At 37.8% G+C, this 26,997-nt stretch carries 23 protein-coding genes; 12 read left to right on the top strand and 11 right to left on the bottom strand.

Annotation, left to right across the window (positions count from 1 at the left end; all coding sequences use genetic code 11):
* Window positions 1-10: 10 nt before the first annotated feature.
* Window positions 11-2,023: a DNA primase gene (gene dnaG, locus G7Y56_RS11440; RefSeq protein WP_165043548.1), complete on the bottom strand. Its 2,013-nt coding sequence runs from the start codon at window positions 2,021-2,023 to the stop codon at window positions 11-13.
* A gap of 153 nt (window positions 2,024-2,176) precedes the next feature.
* Here dnaG and G7Y56_RS11435 point away from each other — a divergent pair, with 153 nt between their 5' ends.
* The 3 genes from G7Y56_RS11435 to G7Y56_RS11425 all read left to right on the top strand — a co-directional run bounded on the left by G7Y56_RS11435 (window position 2,177) and on the right by G7Y56_RS11425 (window position 5,889).
* Window positions 2,177-4,201, top strand: coding sequence for a cytochrome c biogenesis protein CcdA (locus G7Y56_RS11435; protein WP_165043545.1), 2,025 nt, complete (start codon window positions 2,177-2,179; stop codon window positions 4,199-4,201).
* 54 nt (window positions 4,202-4,255) lie between these two features.
* Window positions 4,256-5,038 carry a nucleoside triphosphate pyrophosphohydrolase gene (gene mazG, locus G7Y56_RS11430; protein WP_165043543.1) on the top strand — a complete coding sequence of 261 codons (783 nt, stop codon included), beginning with the start codon at window positions 4,256-4,258 and terminating at the stop codon, window positions 5,036-5,038.
* Window positions 5,039-5,460: 422 nt separating this feature from the next.
* Entirely contained in the window at window positions 5,461-5,889 is a 429-nt protein-coding gene (locus G7Y56_RS11425) for a VOC family protein (RefSeq protein ID WP_165043541.1), read from the top strand.
* A 118-nt stretch (window positions 5,890-6,007) separates the two neighbouring features.
* Here G7Y56_RS11425 and G7Y56_RS11420 read toward each other — a convergent pair whose 3' ends face one another.
* The 5 genes from G7Y56_RS11420 to G7Y56_RS11400 all read right to left on the bottom strand — a co-directional run bounded on the left by G7Y56_RS11420 (window position 6,008) and on the right by G7Y56_RS11400 (window position 13,888).
* Window positions 6,008-8,350 carry a GH92 family glycosyl hydrolase gene (locus G7Y56_RS11420; RefSeq protein WP_165043614.1) on the bottom strand — a complete coding sequence of 781 codons (2,343 nt, stop codon included), beginning with the start codon at window positions 8,348-8,350 and terminating at the stop codon, window positions 6,008-6,010.
* 442 nt (window positions 8,351-8,792) lie between these two features.
* The gene (locus tag G7Y56_RS11415; protein WP_165043539.1) at window positions 8,793-10,037 is read right to left on the bottom strand and encodes a TlpA disulfide reductase family protein; all 1,245 of its coding nucleotides are present in this window, start codon (window positions 10,035-10,037) and stop codon (window positions 8,793-8,795) included.
* Window positions 10,038-10,150: 113 nt separating this feature from the next.
* Entirely contained in the window at window positions 10,151-11,266 is a 1,116-nt protein-coding gene (locus G7Y56_RS11410; protein WP_165043537.1) for an Mrp/NBP35 family ATP-binding protein, read from the bottom strand.
* 10 nt (window positions 11,267-11,276) lie between these two features.
* A complete protein-coding gene (trmB, locus tag G7Y56_RS11405) occupies window positions 11,277-12,038 on the bottom strand; it encodes a tRNA (guanosine(46)-N7)-methyltransferase TrmB (RefSeq protein WP_165043535.1) in 762 nt (253 codons plus the stop codon).
* A 20-nt stretch (window positions 12,039-12,058) separates the two neighbouring features.
* Entirely contained in the window at window positions 12,059-13,888 is a 1,830-nt protein-coding gene (locus G7Y56_RS11400; protein WP_165043533.1) for an ABC transporter ATP-binding protein, read from the bottom strand.
* A 220-nt stretch (window positions 13,889-14,108) separates the two neighbouring features.
* Here G7Y56_RS11400 and G7Y56_RS11395 point away from each other — a divergent pair, with 220 nt between their 5' ends.
* From G7Y56_RS11395 to G7Y56_RS11370, 6 genes are all read left to right on the top strand, one after another.
* The gene (locus tag G7Y56_RS11395) at window positions 14,109-15,524 is read left to right on the top strand and encodes a S8 family serine peptidase (protein WP_165043531.1); all 1,416 of its coding nucleotides are present in this window, start codon (window positions 14,109-14,111) and stop codon (window positions 15,522-15,524) included.
* 3 nt (window positions 15,525-15,527) lie between these two features.
* Window positions 15,528-16,835: an exodeoxyribonuclease VII large subunit gene (gene xseA, locus G7Y56_RS11390; RefSeq protein WP_165043529.1), complete on the top strand. Its 1,308-nt coding sequence runs from the start codon at window positions 15,528-15,530 to the stop codon at window positions 16,833-16,835.
* Window positions 16,835-17,032, top strand: a complete 198-nt coding sequence (gene xseB, locus G7Y56_RS11385; protein WP_165020236.1) for an exodeoxyribonuclease VII small subunit — start codon at window positions 16,835-16,837, stop codon at window positions 17,030-17,032. The genes xseA and xseB overlap by 1 nt, the downstream gene beginning before the upstream one ends.
* A complete protein-coding gene (locus G7Y56_RS11380) occupies window positions 17,029-17,703 on the top strand; it encodes a 2-C-methyl-D-erythritol 4-phosphate cytidylyltransferase (protein ID WP_165043527.1) in 675 nt (224 codons plus the stop codon). The genes xseB and G7Y56_RS11380 overlap by 4 nt, the downstream gene beginning before the upstream one ends.
* Window positions 17,704-17,792: 89 nt before the next feature.
* Window positions 17,793-18,161 carry a DUF1801 domain-containing protein gene (locus G7Y56_RS11375; protein ID WP_185153996.1) on the top strand — a complete coding sequence of 123 codons (369 nt, stop codon included), beginning with the start codon at window positions 17,793-17,795 and terminating at the stop codon, window positions 18,159-18,161.
* Window positions 18,162-18,171: 10 nt separating this feature from the next.
* On the top strand, window positions 18,172-19,239 hold the full coding sequence (locus tag G7Y56_RS11370; protein ID WP_165043525.1) for a M20 family metallo-hydrolase: 1,068 nt from the start codon (window positions 18,172-18,174) through the stop codon (window positions 19,237-19,239).
* On the opposite strand, the gene G7Y56_RS11365 is transcribed toward G7Y56_RS11370, so the two are convergent.
* From G7Y56_RS11365 to G7Y56_RS11350, 4 genes are all read right to left on the bottom strand, one after another.
* On the bottom strand, window positions 19,216-21,192 hold the full coding sequence (locus tag G7Y56_RS11365) for a KUP/HAK/KT family potassium transporter (RefSeq protein ID WP_165043523.1): 1,977 nt from the start codon (window positions 21,190-21,192) through the stop codon (window positions 19,216-19,218). The two genes, G7Y56_RS11370 and G7Y56_RS11365, sit on opposite strands and share 24 nt — an antisense overlap.
* Window positions 21,193-21,289: 97 nt before the next feature.
* Window positions 21,290-21,652, bottom strand: coding sequence for a DUF2752 domain-containing protein (locus G7Y56_RS11360; RefSeq protein WP_255498734.1), 363 nt, complete (start codon window positions 21,650-21,652; stop codon window positions 21,290-21,292).
* A 32-nt stretch (window positions 21,653-21,684) separates the two neighbouring features.
* The gene (locus G7Y56_RS11355; protein WP_165020230.1) at window positions 21,685-21,984 is read right to left on the bottom strand and encodes a CD225/dispanin family protein; all 300 of its coding nucleotides are present in this window, start codon (window positions 21,982-21,984) and stop codon (window positions 21,685-21,687) included.
* Window positions 21,985-22,052: 68 nt separating this feature from the next.
* Complete coding sequence (locus G7Y56_RS11350; RefSeq protein WP_165020229.1) at window positions 22,053-22,634, bottom strand: CD225/dispanin family protein; 582 nt, start codon at window positions 22,632-22,634, stop codon at window positions 22,053-22,055.
* Window positions 22,635-22,775: 141 nt separating this feature from the next.
* Here G7Y56_RS11350 and G7Y56_RS11345 point away from each other — a divergent pair, with 141 nt between their 5' ends.
* The gene (locus G7Y56_RS11345) at window positions 22,776-24,071 is read left to right on the top strand and encodes an MATE family efflux transporter (RefSeq protein WP_165043521.1); all 1,296 of its coding nucleotides are present in this window, start codon (window positions 22,776-22,778) and stop codon (window positions 24,069-24,071) included.
* Window positions 24,072-24,096: 25 nt separating this feature from the next.
* Window positions 24,097-24,594 (top strand): flavodoxin, encoded by a 498-nt coding sequence (locus G7Y56_RS11340; RefSeq protein WP_165043519.1) that lies wholly within the window; start codon window positions 24,097-24,099, stop codon window positions 24,592-24,594.
* A gap of 60 nt (window positions 24,595-24,654) precedes the next feature.
* On the opposite strand, the gene G7Y56_RS11335 is transcribed toward G7Y56_RS11340, so the two are convergent.
* Window positions 24,655-25,347 carry a YjjG family noncanonical pyrimidine nucleotidase gene (locus G7Y56_RS11335; RefSeq protein WP_165043517.1) on the bottom strand — a complete coding sequence of 231 codons (693 nt, stop codon included), beginning with the start codon at window positions 25,345-25,347 and terminating at the stop codon, window positions 24,655-24,657.
* 142 nt (window positions 25,348-25,489) lie between these two features.
* Here G7Y56_RS11335 and proS point away from each other — a divergent pair, with 142 nt between their 5' ends.
* The gene (gene proS, locus G7Y56_RS11330) at window positions 25,490-26,971 is read left to right on the top strand and encodes a proline--tRNA ligase (protein WP_165043515.1); all 1,482 of its coding nucleotides are present in this window, start codon (window positions 25,490-25,492) and stop codon (window positions 26,969-26,971) included.
* Window positions 26,972-26,997: the final 26 nt, after the last annotated feature.

Below are 26,997 nucleotides of genomic sequence, written 5' to 3'. Positions count from 1 at the left end.
AAAGCAGAGTTTACCAGCGTAAAATAATACGTTCGCCCAAAGCTTTTGCCAGCACTTTCTTAATTTCCTCAAGTTTTTTTATCTTCTGAATCAACTCGATAGCTGAATCCCAATCTCCTTCTTTCTGCTTATGAGCCATTAACTCTTTTATTTCTTTTATTTGTTGGGATATATATATATTCTTGAGTTCGGTAAGAACACGCGGTACATTTTTCGCAAGGTGTTTTTCTTCGGCTAACGGCGTATCTTCCTTCTTTGCATTTGGTCCGAATTGCTTAGTATGCACCTTACTAAGATGATACCTGTCGCTAACAATATCTGCGGCTATTTTACTGATCTCCTCATCGGGATGTGCCAAAAAATAACGGCTCGAATTAAAATTCGGGTCTTCTGATCGTGCAATTGCCTCATCTAATATTTGCTTATAGATAGGACTATGAAACCACAATTCATCACGTTTCAGATCGAAACTGACATATTCTATAACTGTCATAGGTTCTTCTACCTCCTCGCCTTCTACGGGCTCGGCAGCTTCCTCATCTATAAGCCTTTCCATGCCGAAGCGCACAATATAGTAGAGTATAGCCAGCTCTGCTTTATCGACTGTCGATTTTCTCACCTTACTTGTATCCAGTTTCTTTTCTGACGAGTGGGGCAAAAGAGAATTAGTTACATCTGCAATTTCAGCATAGTTAGGTTTTGCAGGAGCTCTTTCTGCCTGAGTCTGGCGTTTTTTATTTACTTCCTGAATAAGAATACGCTCATCCACATCGAGCAGTATACTGCAATCTTTCAGATAAACTGTGCGAATAATATTATCGGGAATCACCGAAATACTATTCACAATATCAGAAATTAGAGCAGCTCGCTTTATCGGATCATTTCCCGCCTCTTCCAAGAGTAATTGGGTTTTGAAACGGATAAAATCGACTTCATTCTTTTTTATATAAGCTATAAACGATTCAGCATTCTGTTTACGTGCAAACGAATCGGGGTCTTCACCGTCAGGCAAAAGAACCACTTTGATATTCATACCATCCTCTAAAAGGAGGTCGATACCTCTTAATGCAGCCTTTATACCTGCTGCATCGCCGTCGTATATAACGACAACATTATCCGTAAAGCGGTGTATTAAGCGTATTTGTCCGTTTGTCAATGCCGTTCCCGAAGAAGATACGACATTCTCAATACCTGCCTGATGCATCGATATAACGTCTGTATATCCCTCTACCAGAAAACAGCAATCGGCTTTTGTTATGGCTTGCTTGGCAAAGAAGATTCCGTATAATTCGTTCCCTTTATGATAAATCTCACTTTCGGGCGAATTGATATATTTACCTGTATTCTCAGCCTTTTTCAATATACGCCCACCAAAAGCAATTACCTTGCCCGATAGCGTATGAACCGGAAACATTACACGTCCACGAAAACGGTCGACAACATAATTATTATCTCCCTCTATCGTTAGACCCGTTTTTACCAAGAATTCTTTTTTGTAACCGTTTCGGAGCGATTCTTGCGTGAAGGCATCTTTCTGTTCGAGACTGTAACCCAGTTGAAACTTGCGAATAATATCTTCTCTGAATCCACGCTCTTTGAAGTACGAAAGTCCGACAGCCTTACCCTCGATATGCTCGTGAAGAATATTCATAAAATAATCGCGGGCATAATCATTGAGAATGAAAAGACTTTCGCGTTCGTTATATGCTTTCTTCTGCTCATCAGTCAATTCACGCTCCTGAATCTCTATATTGTATTTTTTCGCGAGATATCTGATCGCCTCATAATAAGACAACTGTTCGTGCTTCATAATGAAGTGTACAGCCGTCCCACCTTCGCCGCAAGCAAAACATTTACAAATGTTCTTGGCAGGAGACACATAGAACGAAGGCGTTTTATCGGTATGGAAAGGACAAAGACCAACATAGTTGATCCCCCTTCGTTTGAGTGTAACAAAATCGGATACTACATCAACTACTTGTGCAGCATCCATTATACGGTCTATGGTTCCCTGATCGATCATTTATAAATATAATTCTTTCACGAAAGTACTAAAAAATATCGCTGTGGAAGTACTTAAAATAATTAAAAAAGGCGAAGGGTCTCTCAACTAATCTATTCTCTTTTCATATCTTTGTCTAATGTCTGGTTATAATTTCCAATATAGATACTATTTATGAAAAAGGTTCTTTTATTACTGACCATTTTGGTCTTTTCGGCGATCAACATTTATGCGCAAGACGTTGTTAATTGGTCATTCAAATTAGTAGATAAAGGAAATAGCGAAGTCGAACTGACAGCTGTTGCCAAAATAAATCCGGGATGGCATCTTTATGATATTACCATTCCAGATGGCGGCCCTAATCCTACTACGCTTACAATCGATGAAGCTAAAGGTGCTACAAAAGTTGGCGGATTTAAAGTTGTAAATTCGAAACTTCATAAAGGCTTTGATGATATTTTCCAAATGGAGATCGGCTATTATGAGACACAAGCCACTTTTGTGCAACGTTTCAAAGTAACAGATAAAGCTACTTTTTCACTAAAAGGAGACATACGGGCACAGGCTTGTAACGATACGGAATGTACCCCGCCTTTACCGACCGACTTCTCTTTTTCGGCCAAAGACCTACCTGCTACTGTTGTAGCCGCGAGTGGAAGTGCTGCTGAGGCTATTGTTGATGAAGCTGCTGTGGAACAAGTCCCTACTGATTCTGTTACTCAGTCAGCCTCTACATTTTCCAGCGATACAGACCTATGGGCTCCTGTGATTAAAGAAGTAGAAGCTTTTGGCGCTGCAGGCAGCACTACCAACCAAACATATTGGTTTATATTCATTTCGGGATTTTTGTATGGCTTCGTAGCCTTGCTTACGCCTTGCGTATGGCCAATGATACCGATGACAGTAAGTTTCTTCTTGAAAAGAAATAAGAAGAACAGAGCTAAAGCTATCAAAGATGCAGTAACATACGGCTTGGGTATTATTATAATATATGTATCGCTAGGGCTTATCATAACTGCCATATTCGGGGCCAGTGCTCTCAATGATATGGCGACAAGCGCTGTCTTCAACCTCATATTCTTTGCCCTTCTCGTTGTATTTGCAATATCTTTCCTAGGGGCTTTTGAGATGGTATTACCATCCTCATGGACAAACAAGATGGATAGTAAAGCAGATTCTACAACAGGAGTCATCAGCATATTCTTTATGGCATTCACGCTGGCTCTCGTATCCTTCTCTTGTACCGGTCCTTTGATTGGAACTTTACTCGTTGAAGCTGCTGGTACAGGTAGTATTACTGCACCGGCAATAGGTATGTTCGGATTTGCGTTGGCCCTGTCCATTCCATTTACGCTGTTTGCTATTTTCCCTTCACTTTTGGAAAGTATGCCTAAATCGGGCGGATGGCTCAACTCGGTTAAGGTAGTACTAGGATTCTTAGAACTTGCTTTAGCACTGAAATTCTTATCGGTAGCAGACCTAGCCTACGGATGGGGAATTCTCGACAGAGAAGTATTCCTTGTATTGTGGATAGCTATTTTTGTTCTGCTAGGAGCATATCTATTAGGAAAACTGAAATTCTCGCACGATAGCGATTTGAAATATGTGTCCGTACCTCGTTTATTTATGGCAATCATATCATTTGCATTTGCTATATACCTAATCCCTGGCTTATGGGGTGCACCACTTAAAGCTATCAGCGCATTCTCGCCACCTCTTACTACACAAGATTTCAATCTATATAAAGGGGAGGTTCATGCCAAATACGACGATTACGAAGCAGGTATGGAATATGCACGAAAAAATAACAAACCTGTCATGATAGATTTCTCCGGTTATGGCTGTGTTAACTGTCGCAAGATGGAAGCATCTGTATGGACAGACATTCGTGTGAAACAAATATTGGACAACGACTATGTTCTGATAACACTGATGGTGGACGATAAGAAAAAGCTGCCTGAAGTAATAGAAGTTACCGAAGGAAATGGAAAAACAGCTAAATTGAAAACGATTGGTGATAAATGGAGTTATCTGCAACGTCATAAGTTCGGAACGAACTCGCAACCTTATTACGTATTGTTAGATCACGAAGGCAAGCCGATAGGTCCTTCTTATGCTTACGACGAAGATGTAAATAAATACCTCAACTTCTTAAACATAGGATTGACTAACTTCAAGAAATTACAGGAAGTAAAATAAATGAAGAGAAGCAGATTTTAAACGGTCTGCTTTTTTCTATAAAAGATAAAAGATATGCATACGAGAGAAGAGAAGAAAGAAGCATTCGGCCGCTTACTCGACATTATGGACGAGCTACGCGTAAAGTGCCCATGGGATGCTAAACAAACGAACGATAGCCTTCGCACCAACACAATAGAAGAAGTATATGAATTGTGTGAGGCTATCATAAAAAATGATGATAACGAGATAAAGAAAGAACTGGGCGACGTACTTCTTCACGCGGTTTTCTACTGCAAGATAGGTGAAGAAAAAGACGCTTTTGACATTGCGGATGTATGCAATACGTTATGCGATAAGCTCATCTACCGCCATCCTCATGTATTCGGAGACGATGCTTCCAAGACAGCAGGCGAAGTAGAAAAATCGTGGGAACAACTAAAACTAAAAGAAAAAGGAGGAAACAAAACTGTGCTCGAAGGTGTTCCGGCATCACTTCCTTCTATAGCTAAAGCCCATCGCATACAGGATAAAGCTCGCAATGCAGGATTCGATTGGGAGAAAAAAGAAGGTGTATGGGAGAAAGTCAGCGAAGAGTTTAATGAGTTGAAAAACGAAATCGCAAATATGGATACCGATAAGATGGAAGCCGAATTCGGTGATGTTTTTTTCAGTCTGATAAATGCTGCCAGATTATACAAAGTAAATCCCGACAATGCGCTGGAACGAACTAACCAGAAATTCATACACCGTTTTAATTATATAGAACAAGAAGCAAAAAAGCAAGGAAGAAACTTAAAGGATATGACTTTAGGCGAAATGGATTCGTTGTGGAATAAAGCTAAGAAATCGGAGTGAAAGACAGATATATACTTAGTAGGTGAGACATTAAATTACAACTAATAAAATTTCTCGAAGAATTTGTCATCCCGATACGTAGTGAGGGATCCATTATCTCTTGAGGTTATTAGCCAATAGCTATTAGCTAAGGGCTTATTTCATAATAGATCCCTCCTTTCAGTTCGGGATGACAGAATGTACGAATGACAGATACTAATTCATAACTCATAATTATATGATATTTATATCGAACTCACATTAATTATTAATATTTCGCTTAGCAAAGCTATAAAAGGTCAGTGACCTTAAAAATAGTAAAGAAGATGAACAAGTGCGAAAAACCAAATGTTCTAATTAACTTGCAAAGCGCTATTAGACAATAGCATTTTCAACCACGAGAGAGAAATACAACAGTACCCACATTAAAAAAAACAAAGATTATGTTAGCAGTAAATCCTTATTTGTCATTCAATGGCACATGCGAAACCGCATTCAATTTTTACAAATCTGTATTTGGGGGCGATTTTGAATTTATCGGACGTTATAAAGATATTCCGGGCGAAGATATACCAGAATCAGAGAAAGATAAAATCATGCACATATCATTACCTCTGACAGAAGCAGTACGACTAATGGGAGCAGATTCGTCAGAGATATTTGGTCAAACAACCAAATTCGGCGACTGTGTAACCCTTACTCTTTGCACCGAAAACGAAGCCGAAACGAAGAGAATCTTCAATGCTCTTTCTGAAGGGGGCAAAATCATCATGCCACTAGAAAAAACGTTCTGGGCTGACCTATATGGTATGTTTACCGATAAATTCGGCATTAGCTGGGCAATAAATTATGCTCCGAATATGAACAACTAAATAATAAGAGGAATATGGGGTTCTTCATCCACATAATATAGAACCTAAAAACTATAAAAAAAAGAGTTGTCTTTCTAATTGAAGACAACTCTTTTCACATTTTATTATATTAAAAGAATTATTTTTTCTTCTTTTTAGATACTGTGTTAATTTCTTTCCAAAGCTTCGGATTATTCGCTTTCAAATCTGTAGAGAACGAATAAGGAAGATCTGCTTCTGTTATACCTCTTTGTTTATTTGGGGTAGCCGACATTTTGAAATTGATTGTAGCACCGTTCATCAATTGATCGTGAGTGATATAATTCTTAGTATATGGTTGACCATTCAGAGCCATCGACTCAACATATCTATTCGATACACTATTGTTTTCTGCTTTGATTACTACTTTTTTACCATTCTCAAGATTCAATGTTACACTTTTGAATAGTGGTGAACCCATGATATATTGATCAGATCCAGGGCATACAGGATAGAATCCCATTGCCGAGAATACGTACCATGCTGATGTTTGACCATTATCTTCATCACCGCAATAACCGTCAGGACGTGGAGTATAAAGTTTGTCCATTACCTCTCTTACCCAATACTGAGCTTTCCAAGGTTCAGAAGAATAGTTATACATGTAGATCATGTGCTGAATAGGCTGGTTACCATGTGCATAGTTACCCATATTCATGATTTGCATTTCTCTGATTTCATGGATAACACCTCCATAATAGCTATCATCGAACAATGGTGGAACATTAAATACAGAGTCCATCATTTGGTTGAAACCGTCTTTACCACCCATCAAATCAATAAGTCCTTGAGGATCTTGGAATACAGACCAAGTATAATGCCAGCTGTTTCCTTCGGTAAATGCATCGCCCCATTTCAACGGGTTGAATGGAGATTGGAATTCACCGTTCTCATTTTTACCTCTCATCAATTTATGATCAGGGCAGAATAGGTTTTTATAGTTAAATGCTCTTTTTGCAAAGATGTCGATTTCTTTAGCCGGTTTGTTTAGCGCTTTACCTAATTGATAGATAGTCCAATCATCATAAGCATACTCTAATGTACGAGCTGCACTTTCGTTTATCTTAACATCGTAAGGAACATAGCCAAGTCTGTTATAATAATCATAACCTAAACGACCTGTTGAACCGATTTTCGGATGAACATTATTAGCTCCGTGTACTACAGCTTCCCATAGTGTTTCAATATCGTATCCTCTTAACCCTTTAAGGTATGCATCAGCTACTACAGACGCAGAGTTGTTACCAACCATACAGTTTCTATGACCAGGACTAGCCCACTCAGGTAAGAATCCGCTTTCTTTATATGTGTTAGCAAGACCTTCCTGCATTTTTTCGTTCATAGACGGGTACATAAGATTCAAGAATGGGAACAAACAACGGAATGTATCCCAGAAACCTGTATCAGTAAACATATAACCGGGAAGTACTTCACCGTTATATGGACTGTAATGCATAACTTGTCCTTTAGCATCTATTTCGTAGAAGCTGCGAGGGAATAATACCGAACGATAAAGGCAAGAATAGAATGTACGTAGGTTATCAACATTCTCATCTTGAACTTCGATACGACCTAATATTTTATTCCATTCTGCTCTTCCTTTTTGAGCAACTTGCTCGAATGTATTATTGCCTAATTCTTTCAGATTAGTTTCTGCTTGCTCATAGCTAATGAAAGAAGAAGCCACTCTTGCGTGTACTTTCTCTCCTTTTTCTGTAGCAAAACCGATAATTGCGCCTGCATGATTGTCAGACGACTCCAATTTACCTTTAGTAATTGTATTACTTGCAACTGTAGCTGTATAAGTAAATGGCTTATCGAATGTAATTACGAAGTAATTCTTGAAATTTTCAGGAACACCACCACTGTTACGTGTTGTGTAGCCAATAATTTTATTTTCGCCAGGGATAACTTTCACATACGAACCTCTGTCGAAAGCATCGATCACAACATAAGAACTATCTGTCTTAGGGAATGTAAATTGAAACATTGCAGCACGCTCTGTTGGAGCGATTTCTGTTACCACATCGTGATCTGCCAAATATACTTTATAGTAATATGGCTTAGCAACTTCTGCCTTATGTGAAAACCAACTAGCTCTCTCATCCTGATCAAATATTACTTTACCTGTGATAGGCATAATAGAAAATTGACCGTAATCGTTAATCCAAGGACTTGGTTGGTGAGTTTGTTTAAATCCGCGGATTTTGTCTGCATCATAGGTATATGCCCATCCGTCACCCATTTTGCCGGTTTGTGGCATCCAGAAGTTCATACCCCAAGGCATTGCTATTGCCGGATAGGTATTTCCTGTGGATAGTGAATGCTTCGATTGTGTTCCCACAAGCGGGCTTACATAATCTACCGGGTCTAAATTTGTCTGCGCATTAGCTGACCAGACACAAAGAAAACTCAGCAGTAAAAAAACACTTGCTTTTCTCATCATTTCTTTTTTGTTGTTTGACTTATTAATTGATTTTCTAACGTTTTTATTATAATAGCTTCCTACAACAGAACGGACTTGATAAAAGCATTATTGCTATCGAAATGGCACTCAACGCGTAGTTCTTCATAGGTATGACATTTAAATAATAGATTAAGATATCAAAAATAATACAAGTAGGAGAATTGACCATCTATTCTCCTACTTGTATACACAAAGTTAAAGTAATTTAACTATTCGAACAGCTTAACAATTGAGATAATCAGGATAAAATCACCATTGTAACCTATTTTGGTATTTATCTATATATGGGCATGAAAAGTCATGTTAATAGTAAGTAACCTTTCAAATTTTAATCAATGAAATACTTTGGAGCTAAAAACGTATTTTTTTTTGCCAAAACACCTATTGTTCAGCCATATAAACTTGAAATTTTCAAGTTTCATTTTTTCATATAGTTTTCTAAATTTTCATACCCGGGTAATCCTCCATTTTTCAATAATATTTGTCCTTTATGGTCTATCAACATATAAGTTGGAAAGGTTGTAATACCTAGTTTGACTGTAATCGATTCGTTATTAGATTCATCGAATATCTGCGGCCATTGAATATCATTTTCTTCAAATATTGTTTTGGCTTTATCGAGATTATCGGCTCTATCAAAACAAACGCTAACAAATTCGTATCTATCATTATATAAGTTATATAATTCACGCAATTTAGGGAGAGTCGCTATACATGGACTGCACCATGTTCCCCAAAAATCAATAACAATGAAATTCTTTTTCTCTGTAAAAAAAGGATTTACTTTTTCTAATAGTATATTCGCTAATAATGGAGTTTCTTTATTTACATCAGTCAATAATTGAAGATGAACATTATCCCAATTCTCATTAATTTCTGTAAGTTTGTAATATTGATTGTTTATGTAGATTGAATCGTTTAACCGGTAATTTCTTTTATATTTTATCCCATTTACGTATCCGTCTCCATGATAATTACCCAAAGAATCTATTACATTCAATTCGAGCCCTACTATATCTGAGTTTGCGAGATTGTTTTTAATAATGGATATAGTATTATTCTGAAATTTTGCATTTCTCATTTTTGAAATAAAAACATTCAGAGGTAATTCGTAAAATCGTGAATCATTGAAAGTAACTCCATCGACAAAAGGCAGGAAAAATAATTCACAGGTTTTATATTCTATCTTATTCTCGAGGAAATAAGGATAAATTATATCTATTCGAGGAAATAAATTATCGGGTAAATTTTTATTTTTCCACTTCTTTGCAGAATCAGCATGATATGATAACCTTATGTCATTTTTTAAAAAATAATTATCATGCTTTGATATCTTTATTATAAGCGAATCTGATTCTTTTTTTAGAAGGATTTTTAATCCCTCAGGTATTTCTTTGCAATATTGCTCACTGATATCTATGGATTTCCTGAATTGTAGATCATCTTGCAACGCCAATTCATACAAAATGCTATCGAATGGTGCTACAGAATTATTTTCAGGCCAAATTTTAATTGGATTTGGAATAAATATTAAACCTCCTTTTGTTTCTTCATAGTACTGGGGAGTATTTAACTTTATATTTATTATGTCATCGTCTTGTTGTGCATCAATTTGTAAAATAAATAAAACAAAAAGGAAAACAACAGAACTTGGCTTTTTCATATTATACTAGTTTATAAGAAAATAAAGATACAATATTAATTGACAGAAAATAGAAAAAGAAAGGGCTGAAAGTTAGAACAACCTCCAGCCCGTTATATTATAGCCTAATTATATTATTGTTTATGAACTTCGACCTTTTGGGTAGGTGCATGTTCCGCATTTCTTTTTTCGACAGAAGCCACAAAACTATCGGCAAGAGATGCAAATGCCATACCTGTTATAGAGTTTTCGTTGAGCGAAACAGGGACTCCGCTATCGCCTCCTTCGCAGATGCTCTGCACAATAGGTATCTGCCCTAAAAGAGGTACATTCATCTCTTCGGCAAGAGCCTTACAACCCTCTTTACCAAATATATAATATTTATTTTCAGGAAGTTCGGCCGGAGTAAACCAAGCCATATTTTCTACCAAACCAAGTATCGGCACGTTCACTTTTTCGTTGGTAAACATGTTTATACCTTTACGGGCATCGGCTAAAGCGACTTGTTGCGGGGTACTTACTACTACCGCACCGGTAATAGCTAAGGTCTGCACCAAAGTCAAATGAATATCGCTTGTACCGGGTGGAAAATCGATAAGGAAATAGTCCAAGTCGCCCCAATCTGCATCGGCAATCAATTGCTTTAAAGCATTTCCTGCCATTGCTCCACGCCATACAACAGCCTCATCTCTATTCACAAAGAAACCGATAGAAAGCATCTTAACGCCATATTTTTCGATAGGAACGATATATTCTTTTCCGTCAATAGGTTCTAAAAGCGGACGTGCATCTTCTTCGTTAAACATTTTAGGGAGTGAAGGCCCGAAGATATCAGCATCGAGCAACCCAACTTTATAGCCTTTTTTTGCTAATGATATAGCCAGATTGACAGATACTGTACTCTTACCTACTCCACCTTTGCCCGAAGACACTGCTATTACATTCTTAACTTGAGGTAATAGTTTAGCAGCTTTAGGAGGTGCAGCCTGCGCCGTTTTTACTTCTATATTTCCCTTTATTTCAATATTCGGATCAGCATATGTTAAAATTGCTGTTTCACATGCTTTCACCACCGATTTAATAAATGGATCGTTAGGTTTATCGAATAACATCGAGAAACTCACTTTCATTCCATCTATATGAATATCATCGGATACAAATCCCATCTCGACAACGTCTTTCCCTGTACCGGGATAACGCACATTGCGAAGTGCATCCAGAATCAGTTTAGGATATATTTTTGTACTCATTTCTAATTATTTATTGCTTAGCTTCCTTTAGCGATTGCGTGTTATTTCTACCAAAACTACGGTAACTGTCTTTTTCGATATCCAATTCGGGTTCAATCCAGTTATCCCTGTCCTGACATTCAAACTTGATATACTTTATATTTAAACCACGAGCTAGCCATTGTTGTTCATAAAACGTCTGAATTTTAAGGATTTCATCCACCAGATCGGAATGGTATAGATCGTCTGTCTGAAACAGAACAGGCAGCTTATTTTCTTTTACCATCTCGCAAGTATAGGTAAACATAAAGTTACTGTCGGATTTCAGATGAATAATACCATTTGGAATAAGTATTTCGCGGTATAATTTCATAAAACGGGTAGATGCCATACGCTTATTCACTTTATTCATCTGCGGATCAGGAAATGTTATCCAGATTTCCGAGACCTCTCCTTCACCAAAGAACTTGTTGATCAGTTCTATGTGTGTACGAAGAAAAGCGACATTAGTCATACCCTCCTGATAGGACTGCTTTGCCCCTGTCCACATACGAGCTCCCTTAATATCTATGCCTATAAAATTCTTATTGGGGAATAATTTTGCAAGACCTACACTATACTCTCCCTTGCCACAGCCTAATTCAAGAACAATGGGATTGTCGTTTTTGAAAAATAATTCATTCCATTTTCCCCTCATTTCAAAACCTTTTTCCTGCAAAACAGAAAAGGGATATTGAAATACATGAGGATATTCCTCCATGTTGGCAAACTTAGCGAGCTTATTTTTACCCATATCTTTGTTTTATTGTCGATTTAGAATTGTTGCATATCGCATAGCTTGCGATAATATCCGTTTAGTTCAAATAGCTCGGCATGATGACCGCGTTCTACAACTTTTCCTTCATGCATTACATATATCTCATCTGCATTTTTAATTGTAGACAGACGATGAGCAATAACCAACGTTGTACGATTTTTCATCAGTTTTTCCAATGCATCTTGTACCAGTCGTTCCGACTCGGTATCTAAGGCAGATGTAGCTTCATCAAGAATTAATATCTGAGGATTTTTCAAAATAGCACGAGCTATACTAATACGCTGACGTTGCCCGCCTGACATCTTCCCACCACGATCACCTATATTTGTATCATAACCATTTTCTGTGGATATAATGAAGTCGTGGGCATTAGCTATTTTAGCAGCCTCAATAACCTGTTCGAGAGTAGCATTCTCCACTCCGAAAGATATATTATTGAAGAATGTATCATTAAATAAGATAGCCTCTTGATTTACATTGCCCATCAATCCTCTCAAATCGTGCAACGAGGCATCTTTGATATTTACATCATCAATATAGATACCCCCTTCGTTCACATCGTAGAAACGAGGTAACAAGTCGGCCATTGTAGATTTTCCAGAACCGGACTGACCAACAAGAGCAATTGTTTTTCCTTTAGGAATAGTTATGCTCACGTGATTAATCACCCAATTTGTTTCGTATTTAAATCGTATATCTCTGTAAGTTATTTCTCTTTCAAAAGGAATTGGTTTGGGATTGGCTGGATCTTTTATATTATTATCAGCCTTTAGAATCATATCGATACGTTCTACCGAAGCTAAACCTTTCTGAATAGCGTATACCGATCTCGATAGATCTTTTGCAGGATTGATAATCAGATAAAAAATAGAAATGTAAAAAATAAATGTCGGAGCGTCTATTGCACTTCTTTGTCCCAATATAAGCGATCCTCCATACCATAAGACAATTGCAATCGTCAGAGTTCCCAACAATTCACTCATCGGATGTGCCATCATCTGACGGCGAGCAATACGGTTCGACATATCTCTGAAAGTATTGCTGACCTTATCGAAACGCTGGGTTATCTTATCTTCTGCATTAAACGCTTTTATTATCCGCAATCCGCTTAAAGTTTCTTCGATCTGAGACATTAAGCCTCCCCATAGGTTCTGAGCCTCTACCGACTTTCGCTTCAAACTCTTACCTACTTTACCCATAATATAACCGGCAATAGGTAATAGCACCAATACAAACAATGTCAGTTCCCAACTGATAATAAACATAGTTACTAAGTTTATTATGATGAGAATAGGGTTCTTACTAACCATCTCGAGCGAACTCATTACAGAGTTTTCTACTTCGCCCACATCTCCTGTCATACGTGCCATAATATCTCCTTTTCTCTCATTCGAGAAAAAAGCAAGTGGCAAAGAAAGGATTTTATCATTAATCTGTTTACGTATATCTCTCACAACTCCGGTTCTCACCGCTACAATGAAATATCCGCTAAAGTAAGTAGTAAGTGTTCTCAATCCGGTAGTTAATACAAGGAATGCTCCAAGAAGAATAAGCACGGTTGCTCCTTCATATTTCTGCATGAAATCGGTCAAAAACCAGTAAAAGTTGTTCTTTAATATATGGAAATTGAATAGGTTATCCCAGTCTATTGGCATGTATTCATATTTCTGAATATCCATACCAAACAATATTTGTAGTATGGGGATGATAAGTGTAAAGGAAAATACGTTTAGCACAGCACTTAATATATTGAAGAAAATATTAAGTATCACTTGTTTTTTATATGGCGGTATAAAGCGCCTTATCAGTTTGATAAAATCGTTCATTAATGGTCTATTTGATAGCTGAATATTGTTTCAAAATCGTGTTTTTACAAAACGGGTGCAAGTTAGTTATAATTATTCTGTTATTAAAAGTCTTTTGTAGTTTTTAGGAAACCGAACATTCCGGCTTGAAAGAATTAAAAGAACCGCGATTTATAAAATATCTGAACCGGATTCTACATTTAAACTATTATCTTTACTTTTGCAGTAAACACGAAGAAACATGAGAAGAACCACATTATTATTAGTCTCCTTTTTACTTACATGCGTATTGGTAGCACAGGATTATGATTATCAATTCAGATTAACTCTAAAAGACAAGGGAACAACGGAATATTCCTTGAATAAGCCGGAGGAGTTTCTTTCAAAAAAAGCTATTGAAAGAAGAGAAAAACAAAATATAAAGATAGAAAAAACAGATATTCCAATTTCGGAAGACTACATAAAATCCATTGAAAATACAGGTGGAATTATTGTAGCCAAAAGTAAGTGGCTCAATTCGGTAAGTGTTCACTGCGGAGACAGTAGCATGGTAGAAACGCTCAAAGCTTTACCTTTTGTTGCAGATGCAAAGTTTGTATGGAAAGGAAAAAAAGTAACGGAAACACCCAAAAGTGAAAGCGATACAATGATGCATATAATGGTCATAGTACCACTACCCGAAGATAGAATAGAACCTCCTGTTTATAGAGATTATTATGGTTTTGCCGAAAAAAACATCAGAATACAAAACGGGCAATTACTGCACGAAGCCGGATTTAAAGGAGGAGGTATTGATATTGCGGTAATTGATGCCGGATATAACAACCTTCTACGAATAAGCTTGCTGGACAATATCAACATACAAGACTCTAAAGGATTTGTGCGTGGCAGAGAGAATATATTTCATAATGCCAGTCAACACGGACTGAATGTTTTATCAGCTATGGCGACTAACAAACCGCATACTTTTGTAGGGACAGCGCCCGAGGCTAATTATATATTATTGGGGTCGGAAGACTCTCGCAGCGAATTCCCCATAGAAGAAGATTATTGGGTAACAGCTATAGAATATGCCGACAGTATAGGTGTCGATGTTGTAAATACATCCCTAGGATATAACCATTTCGATACTCCTGCAAAAAGCTTCGAGCATTCAGACCTAGATGGCAAGACTGCATTAATAACCAGAGGCGCTGACATGGCAGTTAGAAAAGGAATGTTTGTTGTCGTGAGTGCCGGTAATTCGGGAAACTCTGAATGGAGAAAAATAACCCCTCCATCAGACGCAAATCTGGTATTAACGGTTGGGGCTATTCAACAAGACTCTATCATTGCAGGTTTTAGCTCCCGTGGACTAACGGCCGACCTACGAACCAAACCCGATGTTGTGGCTCTTGGCTCACGAACAGCAGTTATAGGGGATAATGGCTATGAGACACTTAAAAATGGAACCTCTTTCTCATCTCCGGTTATGTGCGGATTAGCAGCATGCTTATGGCAGGCTTATCCTAAATTGACCAACAGAGAATTGTTTCGCGTTATCAGAGAAGCAGGTAATAAATATGAATCTCCGGACGACACGTATGGCTATGGCTTACCCGATATGGGAAAAGCAATGCAATTAGCTAAAGAAATGACCAAAAAGAAAAAGAAATAAATAATGGATAATACAGCCATCTCCCTACATGAACTGAATCGTCTGATAAGGGGCGTCATACATGACAGCCTCCCTGAGATGTTCTGGATAAGAGCAGAGATGAGCGATGTACGTGCTAATCAAAATGGGCATTGTTATCTTGAATTTATAGAAAAGGATACTTTAGGCAAATCCATTGTAGCGAAAGCCCGCGCAATGATATGGGCTAATACGTTCTTTATACTGAAAGCGTATTTTGAAAATGCGACCAATCAGCCTTTTGCTTCAGGATTAAAAGTATTGGTAAAGGTCAGTATCGAATTTCATGAGCTATATGGGTTCAGCCTTACAGTTCACGATATAGACCCGACGTATACACTCGGAGATCAGGCTATTAATCGCGCGGCAATTATAAAGCAACTTCAAGAAGACGGCGTTATCGATCTTAATAAAGAACTGGAATTACCTCTTCCGACAAACAGAATTGCTATAATCTCATCTCCCACTGCCGCAGGCTATGAGGACTTTTGTAATCAATTAGAGAATAACCCTTTCGGGTTTGCGTTCTATACCAAGCTATTCCCTGCTATTATGCAAGGAGACAGAGCAGAAGATTCTGTAATCTCAGCATTGGAAAAAATTTATGAATATCAGGATTGTTTCGATGCTGTAGTGATTATCCGTGGTGGAGGGGCAACTTCCGAACTAAGCTGTTTTGATTCATACCTTTTGGCTGCAAGTTGTGCACAATTCCCTCTTCCTATAATAACGGGAATAGGGCATGAACGTGACGAAACAGTTTTAGACATAGTTGCACATACACGTGCTAAAACGCCTACTGCCGTTGCTGAATTCTTGATTAATAACATGGGCGAAATTGCAGAGGAGTTAGACAGTTTGCAGATTGGTATTACATCTACTATCGCTCTACATTTACAAGAAAACATGCTGCAACTGAATACTGTTGAAGCACAGATCTCTTTCCTTTTGAAGAACTGGCGCAAAGAACAGCAGAATAAAATGCTTTCGATAAAAGAGGTACTTCGGAAAGAGGTTCAGAAAATAGTTAGAAATGAGCAAAATACATTTGCCTTACTTGGTATCTCACTATCAAGAAATACGCACCAAGCAATAAAGGGCAATGAAACAAAGCTGGAGACATTCGAGAAACATCTCAATCTCATATCTCCCGAAACTATCCTAAAGAAAGGCTATACTTTAACTATGAAAAACGGTAAGATAGTAAAACATGCAGACAGCTTGGAAAAAGGAGATACGATAACAACTGTGTTTGCTAAAGGACAAGTAGAATCCATCATAAAAAAAATATAATGGCAAAAAAAGAACAATCATATGGCGAAGCAATGCAAGAGCTTCAAGACATCATGTCTCGTGTAGAGAATGAAGAACTGGATGTAGATGTATTACTCGAAGAGGTAAAGAAAGCAGCTACTCTTATCAAATTCTGCAAAGATAAATTACACAAAACAAATGATGAGATACAAAAGATATTAGACAAGATAGAATGAATCAAAAAAACATTATTATTGTCGCCGGAGGAAAGGGTCTTCGCATGGGTGCCGATCATCCGAAGCAATTTATTCCGATAAGTGGCAAACCCATTCTGATGCATACAATCAATGCATTCTATGCGTATGATAAGCACATAAATATAGTGCTTGTATTGCCCGAGTCACATCAGGATTATTGGAAAGAGTTGTGTCGAGAATACAAATTCGACATTGCTCATCAAATAGCCACAGGTGGCGAAACACGATTCCATTCTGTGAAAAACGGACTGGCATTGATCAACGAAGGCTTAGTCGGAGTGCAGGATGGTGTAAGACCTTTCGGATCGAAAGAGATGATTACCAGATGTTTCGATGCTGCCCAACAATATCAGGCTGCAATACCTGTTATCGATTCTACCGACAGCCTACGTGAAATGACAGACGCTGAAAGAAGTAAAATTATAGATCGCTCTAAGATCAGATTGGTACAAACACCTCAAGTCTTTTCGGTTGAGATACTAAAAAAAGCATATCAGACCGATTATACAGAAACTTTCACCGACGACGCATCGGTAGTGGAGGCAATCGGCATAAATATACATCTGGTAAGGGGGGAAACAACAAATATAAAAGTAACGACACCCTTGGATTTGAAAATAGGAGAGTTGATAGCTAATTCGTCCCTCTGAAAATATTTCATAAAGGATTATACAAGAAAGAGGAAAGTGACAATTCGAAGTAATTTCGATGAGGATTTTTGGAATAAAAGAGATAAGCAATGATAGATATACTTTCAAATTATTATCTGAGTCAGGTAGAACCTCAAAAAAGTTGTTTATTTGCTTTACGCAGTATCATTCTGAACTTAGATGAAAATGTGTCGGAGACTGTAAAATATGAGATGCCTTGTTTTTGTTATAAGAAAAAGATGTTTTGTTTTTTATGGACTGATAAGAAAACCAACGAACCATATATCCTGATGGTTGAAGGTAAACTTCTTAGCCATCCTGAATTGGAGCAGGGAAGCCGCTCTCGTATGAAGATATTGAGGATCGATCCAAGCGAAGATTTACCGATCGAAACAATCGAACTTATATTAAATGATGCTTTGGACTTATACAAAAGCGGAAGAATAAAAATTAAATAATCAACCCATTATGGAGCAAGATATTGACGCGCTATATTATAATGCTATCGATTTATTAAAAACGATGATACAAACGCCTTCTTTCAGCAGGGAAGAGGATAATCTAGCCAATTATATAGAGACCTACATGAAAAACATGGGCTTCGAACCCAAGCGTAAAGGCAATAATCTATGGATACAAAATAAGAATTTCGATTCATCGAACCCAACGATCTTACTCAATTCGCACATCGATACGGTGAAACCTGTGAGTGCATGGACAAAAGACCATTTCGACTCGGTAGTGGAGGATGATGTTCTATTCGGTTTAGGCAGTAACGATGCAGGGGCAAGCGTAGTATCGCTTTTGCACGCATTCTTCATACTTACAAATAAAGTTCAGAACTACAACCTCATTTTCCTCGCTTCATGCGAAGAAGAAGTATCAGGTAAAGGTGGTGTAGAATCCATCATTCCAGAACTGCCGGCAATTGAGTTCGGCATAGTAGGCGAACCGACAGGTATGCATCCTGCTGTGGCAGAAAAAGGACTCATGGTTATAGATTGCACCTCTTACGGAAAATCAGGTCATGCAGCCCGCAACGAGGGAGATAATGCCATATACAAAGCACTAAAAGACATTGAATGGTTTAGAGATTACCGATTTGCAAACGAAAGTGATTTGCTGGGTCCTGTGAAAATGACCGTTACAATGATAAATTCAGGCACACAGCACAATGTAGTTCCCGACAAATGCGATTTTGTAGTAGATGTCCGCAGCAATGAATTATATAGCAATGAAGAACTCTTCAAATTGATAGACGAGCATACTACCAGCGAAATAAAACCTCGATCATTCAGACTAAACTCTTCGAATATAGCAATCGAAAACCCTTTTGTACAACGAGCTATCATGATAGGTAAAGAACCTTACGGCTCTCCTACATTGTCGGATCAGGCTTTGATGCCTTTCCCGACTGTAAAGATAGGACCCGGAGATTCGGCACGTTCTCATACAGCCGACGAATACATTCTGCTTAGTGAAATTAGAGAAGCAATCGAACTTTACGTTAAATTACTCGACGGCCTCAGACTTTGATTGCTCCAGCAATTCTCTCAATTGCTCTTCGGTATGATCACTTTCCTTCAATGGCACAGTCTCTACAACTGCCAGTGACGGATCTATATCATACATTTGAGTATCCGATGTGGTCAATCGTTTCACCAAGTTGTAGCAACCGAATATTATCTGACGCGAAGGATTCATATGCACATTTCTAAATATACGGTCTACAACCATAAATTTAAAATCGCCTCTCTTATCGTCCGCATCTTGCAAAGAAGGATAACGAGACGATAGATCAACTACGCCATTTTTCTCTAATTCGTTTGTTATCAGTGTAAGATATTTATCTGTATGGATGCCCAATTTAAATCCGGCATGAATATCGACACGGAATATTTTGCCGGGTACAAAGACTGTCGTTTCATAACTGAACTCGTATGGCTGATCCGTCCTTCTCAGACGAACAAACCAATAGGTATCAGCACGTTTAGGTGTTCTTTTGAACAAAGAATATGCTATTTTACTTTCTAAAAAGTTTTTCTTATTTGCTTTAACGATATAAACAAGGTGAGTGGCTGCCTTAGGAATCGTCGTATCCTCACTCATTTTTACAATCTGGTTGATATAGTGATCGTCTACCTGATCGTAGATTGTATAACTACGCTTTATTCTTCTGCCATTATACCACGAATACATGATAAGGACTAATGTTCCTGCCATAAGTATAGGTACAAAACCACCGTGAGCAAACTTTTGCATGTTAGCAAAGAAGAATCCTAATTCTATAATTACAAAGAATAATGTCAATGGAATACTATACCATAATGGTTTCTTCATCTTTATGAAATATAAGAAAAGAAGAATTGATGTCATGAGCATACTCAGGGTTATCGCCAAACCATATGCTGCTTCGAGGTGCATAGAAGATTGGAGCATAAGAATAATAAGTATACACAATATCATCAATGTATAATTGATAGAAGGGATGTACATTTGCCCCTTTATCTTAGTCGGATATTTTATCTTGACATTTGGCCATATATTGAGCGAAATAGCTTCACTTATCACGGTGAACGATCCACTAATGAGAGCCTGACTGGCTATAATAGCAGCTAGCGTTGCCATCATTACCCCTATAAAGCTAAACCATTCGGGCATCATAGCAAAGAATGGATTAATATCGTGGCTTACCAGTTGCGGTGAATTGATAATCCAAGCAGCTTGCCCTAAGTAATTTATAATAAGAGCAGCTTTCACATAAACCCACGATACCCGTATATTTTTCAAGCCACAATGTCCTAAATCGGAATAAAGCGCCTCTGCCCCTGTCGTACAAAGGAATATCGCACCTAGTATAATCATCGCCTGAGGCACTTCTATCAGAAAATTGACAGCATAATAAGGACTAAATGCCTTGAGAACACTGAGGTCTCCAACCAGTTGACTCATACCCATCACAGCCATCATTGTAAACCAACCAACCATGAAGATACCGAAGAACCGACCAAGCGAGCCGGTCCCGAAAGGCTGTATAAGGAAAACACCTAATACAATAGCAATAGTTACAGGAATTACAGGAATATGCGGAGCTATAACATTCAAACCTTCTACGGCAGACATGACTGTCATCGCGGGAGTTATTACTCCATCGGCAAGAAGAGTGGCTGCACCTAGCGCTGCAATAATATATGCCCAGCGATATCTCTGACGGATAAGAGCATATAATGATAAAATACCACCTTCACCCTTATTATCGGCACGTAGTGTGATAATAACATATTTCAGTGTGGTCTGTATAGTTAAGGTCCAGATGACACAAGAGACAGCTCCCAATATATAATCGGGACGCGCCAATTCTCCGGCAGGAAGAGAGTTTATTATAGCTCTCATTACATATAAAGGAGAAGTACCTATATCTCCGAAAACAATACCAATGGCCATTATAACCCCGATAGGACCAAACGGGACTTTATGCTTCTCTTTCATCGCATCATTTTTTTGAAACTCGACAAAAGTACATGTTTATTCACTAGAAAAGCAAATAAGCATTGTCTTTTTTAGTTTGTACTTGTTAAATGTAGTTTTATATGAATTTTAGGACATTACGCCCAACCCAATATACAATAACAATAAAGAAAATAATAATAGTAGCAGTTTTACCGAAAAAGATCTGACGAGCTGTGGGGTATTTTTGTTTGCCCCCGAAGTATTCCATATAGATACCATAGATAAGATACGGAATGGATATAACAAGAAGAGGATTAAAGAAAAAAGCCTCTTTTATTCTAAAATGCAGTATATTGTGAATAGCCCTTTGCGATCCACATCCCGGACAATCAAGCCCTGTCAGATAGTGAAAAGGACACTGAGGGAATATATTAGACTCCTCGGGACTAAATAGAAAATAAATAACAATAGCAATAGCTGTCAAAGCTATTGCTATCATTATACGTATAGTTGTTGTTCTAACCATCAATATTAGCTAATCCCTGCAGCAACACCCGCAAGCATAAGAATCACATAGATAACTACTACAACACCCCATCCTATAAGACCGTATTTGCAGAATTTTTTAGCGTCGTCAGCAGCACGTTGAGATGATTCATAATCACCGGCAGCATAAAGACTTTCTACTTTTGTTGCATTAATGATACCCATTATACCAAAAGGTAGACAGCACAATACAGTAACAAGGATAGACTCTACTAAATAATTTTTAGGGGGAGTTTGAGGTGCACTATTGAAAGTACCTCCGTTTTCATTTAAGTTATTTTCCATTTTTTGATAAATTTTATAAAATATAAAAGAATAATTATGTGTGTATATTTTGATCTGACTTTATCACATTAGAGGGAGAAAGCAGAAGCGACACCGATTATAACAAGAGATAATATATATAAAACCATGACTATCCCTGTGCAACAGAAACCGATTACAGTCCACTTTTTAGCATCCTTCGATGCTTGCTCCGCTCCATCATAGTCACCTGAATAATAAAGAGACTCAACCTTCGTAGCACTTACTATTCCAGCTATACCAAAAGGTAAGCAACAAGCCACTGTTACCAGAATAGATTCGATCAACCAGTTTTTAGGCATCGGACGTACATCTACTCCTCTATTGATGGTATTACGACCATAAACATTAGAAGCGTACATCCCTTGATTAGGGGTAGATGCATTACCATTTCTCTGATTGTTATATTGAGGTGAAGAAGCATCTCCTTGAGTTGGAGGCGCTACCGGCATAGACACATTAGGATTGAACAAAAATTCTAATTCTGCCACAGTTCTTGCCTCAGCCCAATCCGTCATTCCCGAACTCCATATCATCGTATTAGGGCGAATATTTTTCGCCTGTAATTCGTTGATAGAAAAGGGTCCACATTGCTGCTTAGACACTTCGTCTATATAATAAAAACCATTCATGTATATGCGTTCTATAAAATTTGACCTTGCTTTTAACCTCCTGAAAAGTTAAACAGTGCAAAGATATATAAAATTCTTATCCTCACAATAATATCATTTGATTTGTGGATGTTATTTTACAACCTTACATTTGTAATCGTTATGAATAAAGACATTCTCCGCCTCGCGATTCCCAATATAATTTCTAATATTACTGTTCCACTACTAGGCATGGTAGATATGTTTATTGTAGGACATCTCGACTCCGAATACTACATCGGAGCTATCGCCCTTGCCGCAATGATTTTCAATGCGATTTATTGGAGTTTTTCATTCTTGAGAATGGGCACAAGTGGATTCACTGCACAAGCTTATGGGGCTAAAGACTGGCAGGAGGGAACAAATATTTTACTTCGGGCGCTAATGGTTGCAATGGCCGCCGGCATATTAATTATTATCCTGCAACAAGCAATTGCTTATATAGGCTTTACACTTGTAGACAGAGAGCCTGAGTTGAAGACTTTTGCACTCACGTATTTTCATATATACATTTGGGCAGCACCTGCAATATTAGGTATGTATGCTTTCAATGGCTGGTTTATTGGGATGCAGAATGCTAAAACCCCCATGTTTATTTCTATTGGTATCAACGTAGTAAACATCGGGTTAAGTTTCATTTTCGTTTACGGCCTAGGTATGCAGATAGAAGGTGTTGCTTTAGCTTCTGTTCTGGCACAATACAGCGGTTTTCTGGCATCATTAATTATTTGCAATATTCAATATAAGAATCTTAAGCAATATATAAATCTTAAGATACTGGCTAATCTGCAATCTTTCATCCCATTCTTCAAAGTAAATAGCAACATATTTATACGAACAATGGCACTTGTAACCGTTACCACCTTCTTTATGTCTGCATCAGCAAAACTAGGGAATGACATTCTTTCGGTGAATGCACTTATGATGCAGTTGTTTATTCTGTTCTCTTTTATAATGGATGGTTTCGCTTATGCTGCCGAAGCTCTTACAGGAAAACTAATTGGTGCAGGCAAAAAGTCTGAGCTGAAAGCACTGGTTAAGCGTCTTTTTATATGGGGCGGTATCATTGTTGTGATATTTACTCTTATATATGGAGTATTTACTGATCAGATATTATCATTTCTCACCGACAAACAAAATATTGTAGAATTAAGTAAAGAATATCAATTCTGGGCACTATTAATTCCAGTTGCAGGATTCTCCGCATTCCTTTGGGATGGCATTTTCATCGGCGCAACAGCTTCGCGACAGATGAGAAATTCGATGCTCATTGCATCCGCCTCTTTCTTTGTGATATACTTTTCTTTTAACACATTTTTTTTGAACAATATACTATGGTTTGCGTTTATAGTCTATCTGGCTCTACGTGGGATAATCCAGTATTTTATGGCACCTACTATTTTGAACGAGTCCAGATAATTGATAATTAATTAATTAAGTAATTATGAGCAAAATTGCAATAGTTTACGGTTCATCTACCGGAGCCACTGAGGCGGTAGCAGAAAAAATACAAGCTTTATTCGACAACGCTACTCTTTTTAATGTCGCTGATATTTCAGTAGAAGATATCCAAGATTTTGATTTCCTTGTGCTAGGCGCATCCACTACAGGTGTTGGTGACCTTCAAGACGACTGGGATATTTTCTTACCTAAGTTTGAGAAAATGAACTTCGCCGGAAAGAAAGTAGCCATGTTCAGTTTAGGAGACAGTGCGTCTTTCTCTACCAGCTTTGCCGGAGCAATGTATTATCTTTATAAAGCATTGAAAGGAAAAGTAGAAATTATTGGTTCTGTGCCAACAGATGGTTACACTTTTGACGAGTCGGATGCTGTAATCGATGGTAAATTTATCGGACTTGCAATAGACGAGGATAACGAATACGACCAAACAGACTCTCGCCTTGCAGCTTGGGTAGAAAACCTAAAAAAACAAATCGGCTAATATTTTTAGTCTGACAATTAATAGCAGAGGCAGATAATTTCGATTATCTGCCTCTGCTGTTTATAAGATAGCTTTTATCTCTAATAAGCTTTTCACAACGTAAGTAGGCTCAACGGATCCACTTATTTCATCATTGGGATTAAACCACACCTGATCTATTTTACTATTCATGGCACCTATTATATCCGTCTGTAGATTATCACCTATCATTATCACATCTTGAGGATTTACACCTGCTTCTTTCAATGCAAAATTGAAAATATCGGGATGAGGTTTATTTACCCCTACCCCATCAGATAAAATAACCTTATCAAAATAAGGGTTCAAGCCTGCACTTTTCATTTTAGTATATTGTATTTCAGTAAAACCGTTAGAAATAATATGAAGCCTATACTTGGACTTCAAATAATCAAGCAATTCTATTGCTCCGGCAACTGTTCCTTTCTTAAACTGCACCCTATTTAAAAAGTCAGCATTCATTTCAGAAGACATTTCCACTGTCACATCACTAAAAGACCGAAAAGGATACAAAAAGCGCTCGCGGAGCAATGTCGGCTTATCTATTTCGCCTTTACTATACATCGCCCAAAGTTTATTTGTATTAGGAGAATAAACGTTATAAAAATCGGTAAAAGCCGGATAATATTTATTTATCTTATAGTCATTATAGATATCTTCAAGGCTTTCGGTATTATTATTTACCGTATCCCAAAGCGTATCGTCTAAATCGAAAAAAATAGTCGTATATTTCATATTGTATATAATATTGAAAAAAGAAGAACAAAGATATAAAATACTCCTTAGTTAATTGATTTTCTGATATGCTCTTTGATTAAGTGATTTTTACTAACTTTGTGATAATTTTCTCGAAAAATAAATTCGCTTACAAAATAATATGGCAAAAGAACTCAAACAACTGACTTCAAGAAGTCAAGACTATAGTCAGTGGTATCAAGATTTAGTGATAAAAGCAGATATGGCAGAAAACTCTGCTGTACGTGGATGTATGGTTATCAAACCGTATGGCTATGCTATATGGGAAAAAATGCAGCGTCAACTGGACGATATGTTTAAAGAAACAGGTCATGTGAATGCTTATTTCCCGCTGTTTATACCCAAATCTTTTTTGAGTAAAGAAGCTGATCACGTAGAAGGTTTTGCAAAAGAATGCGCAGTAGTAACCCATTACCGCCTGAAGAACAACCCTGATGGATCGGGTGTAATTGTGGATCCTGAGGCTAAACTGGAAGAAGAATTGATCGTTCGTCCAACATCCGAAACTATTATTTGGAGTACATACCGCAACTGGATTCAATCTTACAGAGACCTTCCTATTTTGTGTAACCAATGGGCTAATGTTGTTCGTTGGGAAATGCGCACACGTCTGTTTCTTCGTACTGCCGAGTTCCTTTGGCAAGAAGGGCACACAGCCCATGCAACCAAAGATGAAGCAGAAGTAGAAGCTCGTAAGATGCTCGAAGTATATGCACAATTTGCAGAAGAATACATGGCTATGCCTGTTGTTAAAGGCGTAAAATCGGCATCAGAACGTTTTGCTGGAGCAGTAGAAACATATACGATCGAAGCATTAATGCAGGACGGAAAAGCATTACAATCGGGTACTTCGCATTTCTTAGGGCAAAATTTTGCGAAAGCATTCGATGTGAAATTTGCAGACAAGGATGGAAAAATGGAATATGTATGGGCTACATCATGGGGAGTTTCGACTCGCCTGATAGGCGCACTTATTATGGCTCATTCTGATGACAATGGCTTGGTACTTCCTCCAAAACTGGCTCCATTTCAGGTTGTAATCGTTCCTATATATAAAGGAGACGAGCAACTGGCATTAATAAATGAAAAAGTAGATGGCATTGTAAAATCGCTCAAAGCTCTTGGTGTCAGCGTTAAATACGACAATTCTGATAATAGAAAACCGGGCTGGAAATTCGCAGAATACGAATTGAAAGGTGTTCCCGTACGTTTGGCTATAGGTGCCCGCGATCTGGAAAGCAATACCGTAGAAGTGGCTCGTCGCGATACATTGACAAAAGAAACAGTGTCGTGCGATAACATCGATACATATATCAAAAACCTTCTCGATGATATTCAAACAAACATCTATAAAAAAGCATTCGATTATCGCACAGCGAATACAACTACTGTAGAAACTTACGACGAATTTAAAATAAAAATAGAGGACGGTGGTTTTATTCTGGCTCATTGGGATGGAACTCCCGAAACCGAAGAAAAAATAAAGGCTGAAACTAAAGCAACTATCCGTTGTATTCCTTTAGAAGGAGATAACACTCCGGGAGTATGCATGGTCACAGGAAAACCTTCTGCTCAACGAGTTGCTTTCGCAAGAGCGTATTAATTATATATCTGACGAAAAGAAACCGA

It is taken from the genome of Dysgonomonas sp. ZJ709 (assembly GCF_011039195.1).
In the GTDB taxonomy this organism is placed as follows: domain Bacteria; phylum Bacteroidota; class Bacteroidia; order Bacteroidales; family Dysgonomonadaceae; genus Dysgonomonas.
Note: the sequence above shows the minus strand (reverse complement) of the source record. Positions and strands in the feature narration are given on the sequence as shown.

Excerpts from the sequence above, each read along its gene's own strand:
- G7Y56_RS11360 (WP_255498734.1), bottom strand. The coding sequence starts at position 21,652 with ATGATAGCAATAGCTTTGACAGCTATTGCTATTGTTATTTATTTTCTA.
- G7Y56_RS11420 (WP_165043614.1), bottom strand. The coding sequence starts at position 8,350 with ATGAGAAAAGCAAGTGTTTTTTTACTGCTGAGTTTTCTTTGTGTCTGG.
- G7Y56_RS11340 (WP_165043519.1), top strand. The coding sequence starts at position 24,097 with ATGAGCAAAATTGCAATAGTTTACGGTTCATCTACCGGAGCCACTGAG.
- G7Y56_RS11345 (WP_165043521.1), top strand. The coding sequence starts at position 22,776 with ATGAATAAAGACATTCTCCGCCTCGCGATTCCCAATATAATTTCTAAT.
- G7Y56_RS11415 (WP_165043539.1), bottom strand. The coding sequence starts at position 10,037 with ATGAAAAAGCCAAGTTCTGTTGTTTTCCTTTTTGTTTTATTTATTTTA.
- G7Y56_RS11410 (WP_165043537.1), bottom strand. The coding sequence starts at position 11,266 with ATGAGTACAAAAATATATCCTAAACTGATTCTGGATGCACTTCGCAAT.
- G7Y56_RS11395 (WP_165043531.1), top strand. The coding sequence starts at position 14,109 with ATGAGAAGAACCACATTATTATTAGTCTCCTTTTTACTTACATGCGTA.
- G7Y56_RS11400 (WP_165043533.1), bottom strand. The coding sequence starts at position 13,888 with ATGAACGATTTTATCAAACTGATAAGGCGCTTTATACCGCCATATAAA.
- G7Y56_RS11375 (WP_185153996.1), top strand. The coding sequence starts at position 17,793 with ATGATAGATATACTTTCAAATTATTATCTGAGTCAGGTAGAACCTCAA.
- G7Y56_RS11350 (WP_165020229.1), bottom strand. The coding sequence starts at position 22,634 with ATGAATGGTTTTTATTATATAGACGAAGTGTCTAAGCAGCAATGTGGA.
- proS (WP_165043515.1), top strand. The coding sequence starts at position 25,490 with ATGGCAAAAGAACTCAAACAACTGACTTCAAGAAGTCAAGACTATAGT.
- G7Y56_RS11425 (WP_165043541.1), top strand. The coding sequence starts at position 5,461 with ATGTTAGCAGTAAATCCTTATTTGTCATTCAATGGCACATGCGAAACC.
- dnaG (WP_165043548.1), bottom strand. The coding sequence starts at position 2,023 with ATGATCGATCAGGGAACCATAGACCGTATAATGGATGCTGCACAAGTA.
- G7Y56_RS11335 (WP_165043517.1), bottom strand. The coding sequence starts at position 25,347 with ATGAAATATACGACTATTTTTTTCGATTTAGACGATACGCTTTGGGAT.
- xseA (WP_165043529.1), top strand. The coding sequence starts at position 15,528 with ATGGATAATACAGCCATCTCCCTACATGAACTGAATCGTCTGATAAGG.
- mazG (WP_165043543.1), top strand. The coding sequence starts at position 4,256 with ATGCATACGAGAGAAGAGAAGAAAGAAGCATTCGGCCGCTTACTCGAC.
- G7Y56_RS11365 (WP_165043523.1), bottom strand. The coding sequence starts at position 21,192 with ATGAAAGAGAAGCATAAAGTCCCGTTTGGTCCTATCGGGGTTATAATG.
- xseB (WP_165020236.1), top strand. The coding sequence starts at position 16,835 with ATGGCAAAAAAAGAACAATCATATGGCGAAGCAATGCAAGAGCTTCAA.
- trmB (WP_165043535.1), bottom strand. The coding sequence starts at position 12,038 with ATGGGTAAAAATAAGCTCGCTAAGTTTGCCAACATGGAGGAATATCCT.
- G7Y56_RS11380 (WP_165043527.1), top strand. The coding sequence starts at position 17,029 with ATGAATCAAAAAAACATTATTATTGTCGCCGGAGGAAAGGGTCTTCGC.
- G7Y56_RS11370 (WP_165043525.1), top strand. The coding sequence starts at position 18,172 with ATGGAGCAAGATATTGACGCGCTATATTATAATGCTATCGATTTATTA.
- G7Y56_RS11435 (WP_165043545.1), top strand. The coding sequence starts at position 2,177 with ATGAAAAAGGTTCTTTTATTACTGACCATTTTGGTCTTTTCGGCGATC.
- G7Y56_RS11355 (WP_165020230.1), bottom strand. The coding sequence starts at position 21,984 with ATGGAAAATAACTTAAATGAAAACGGAGGTACTTTCAATAGTGCACCT.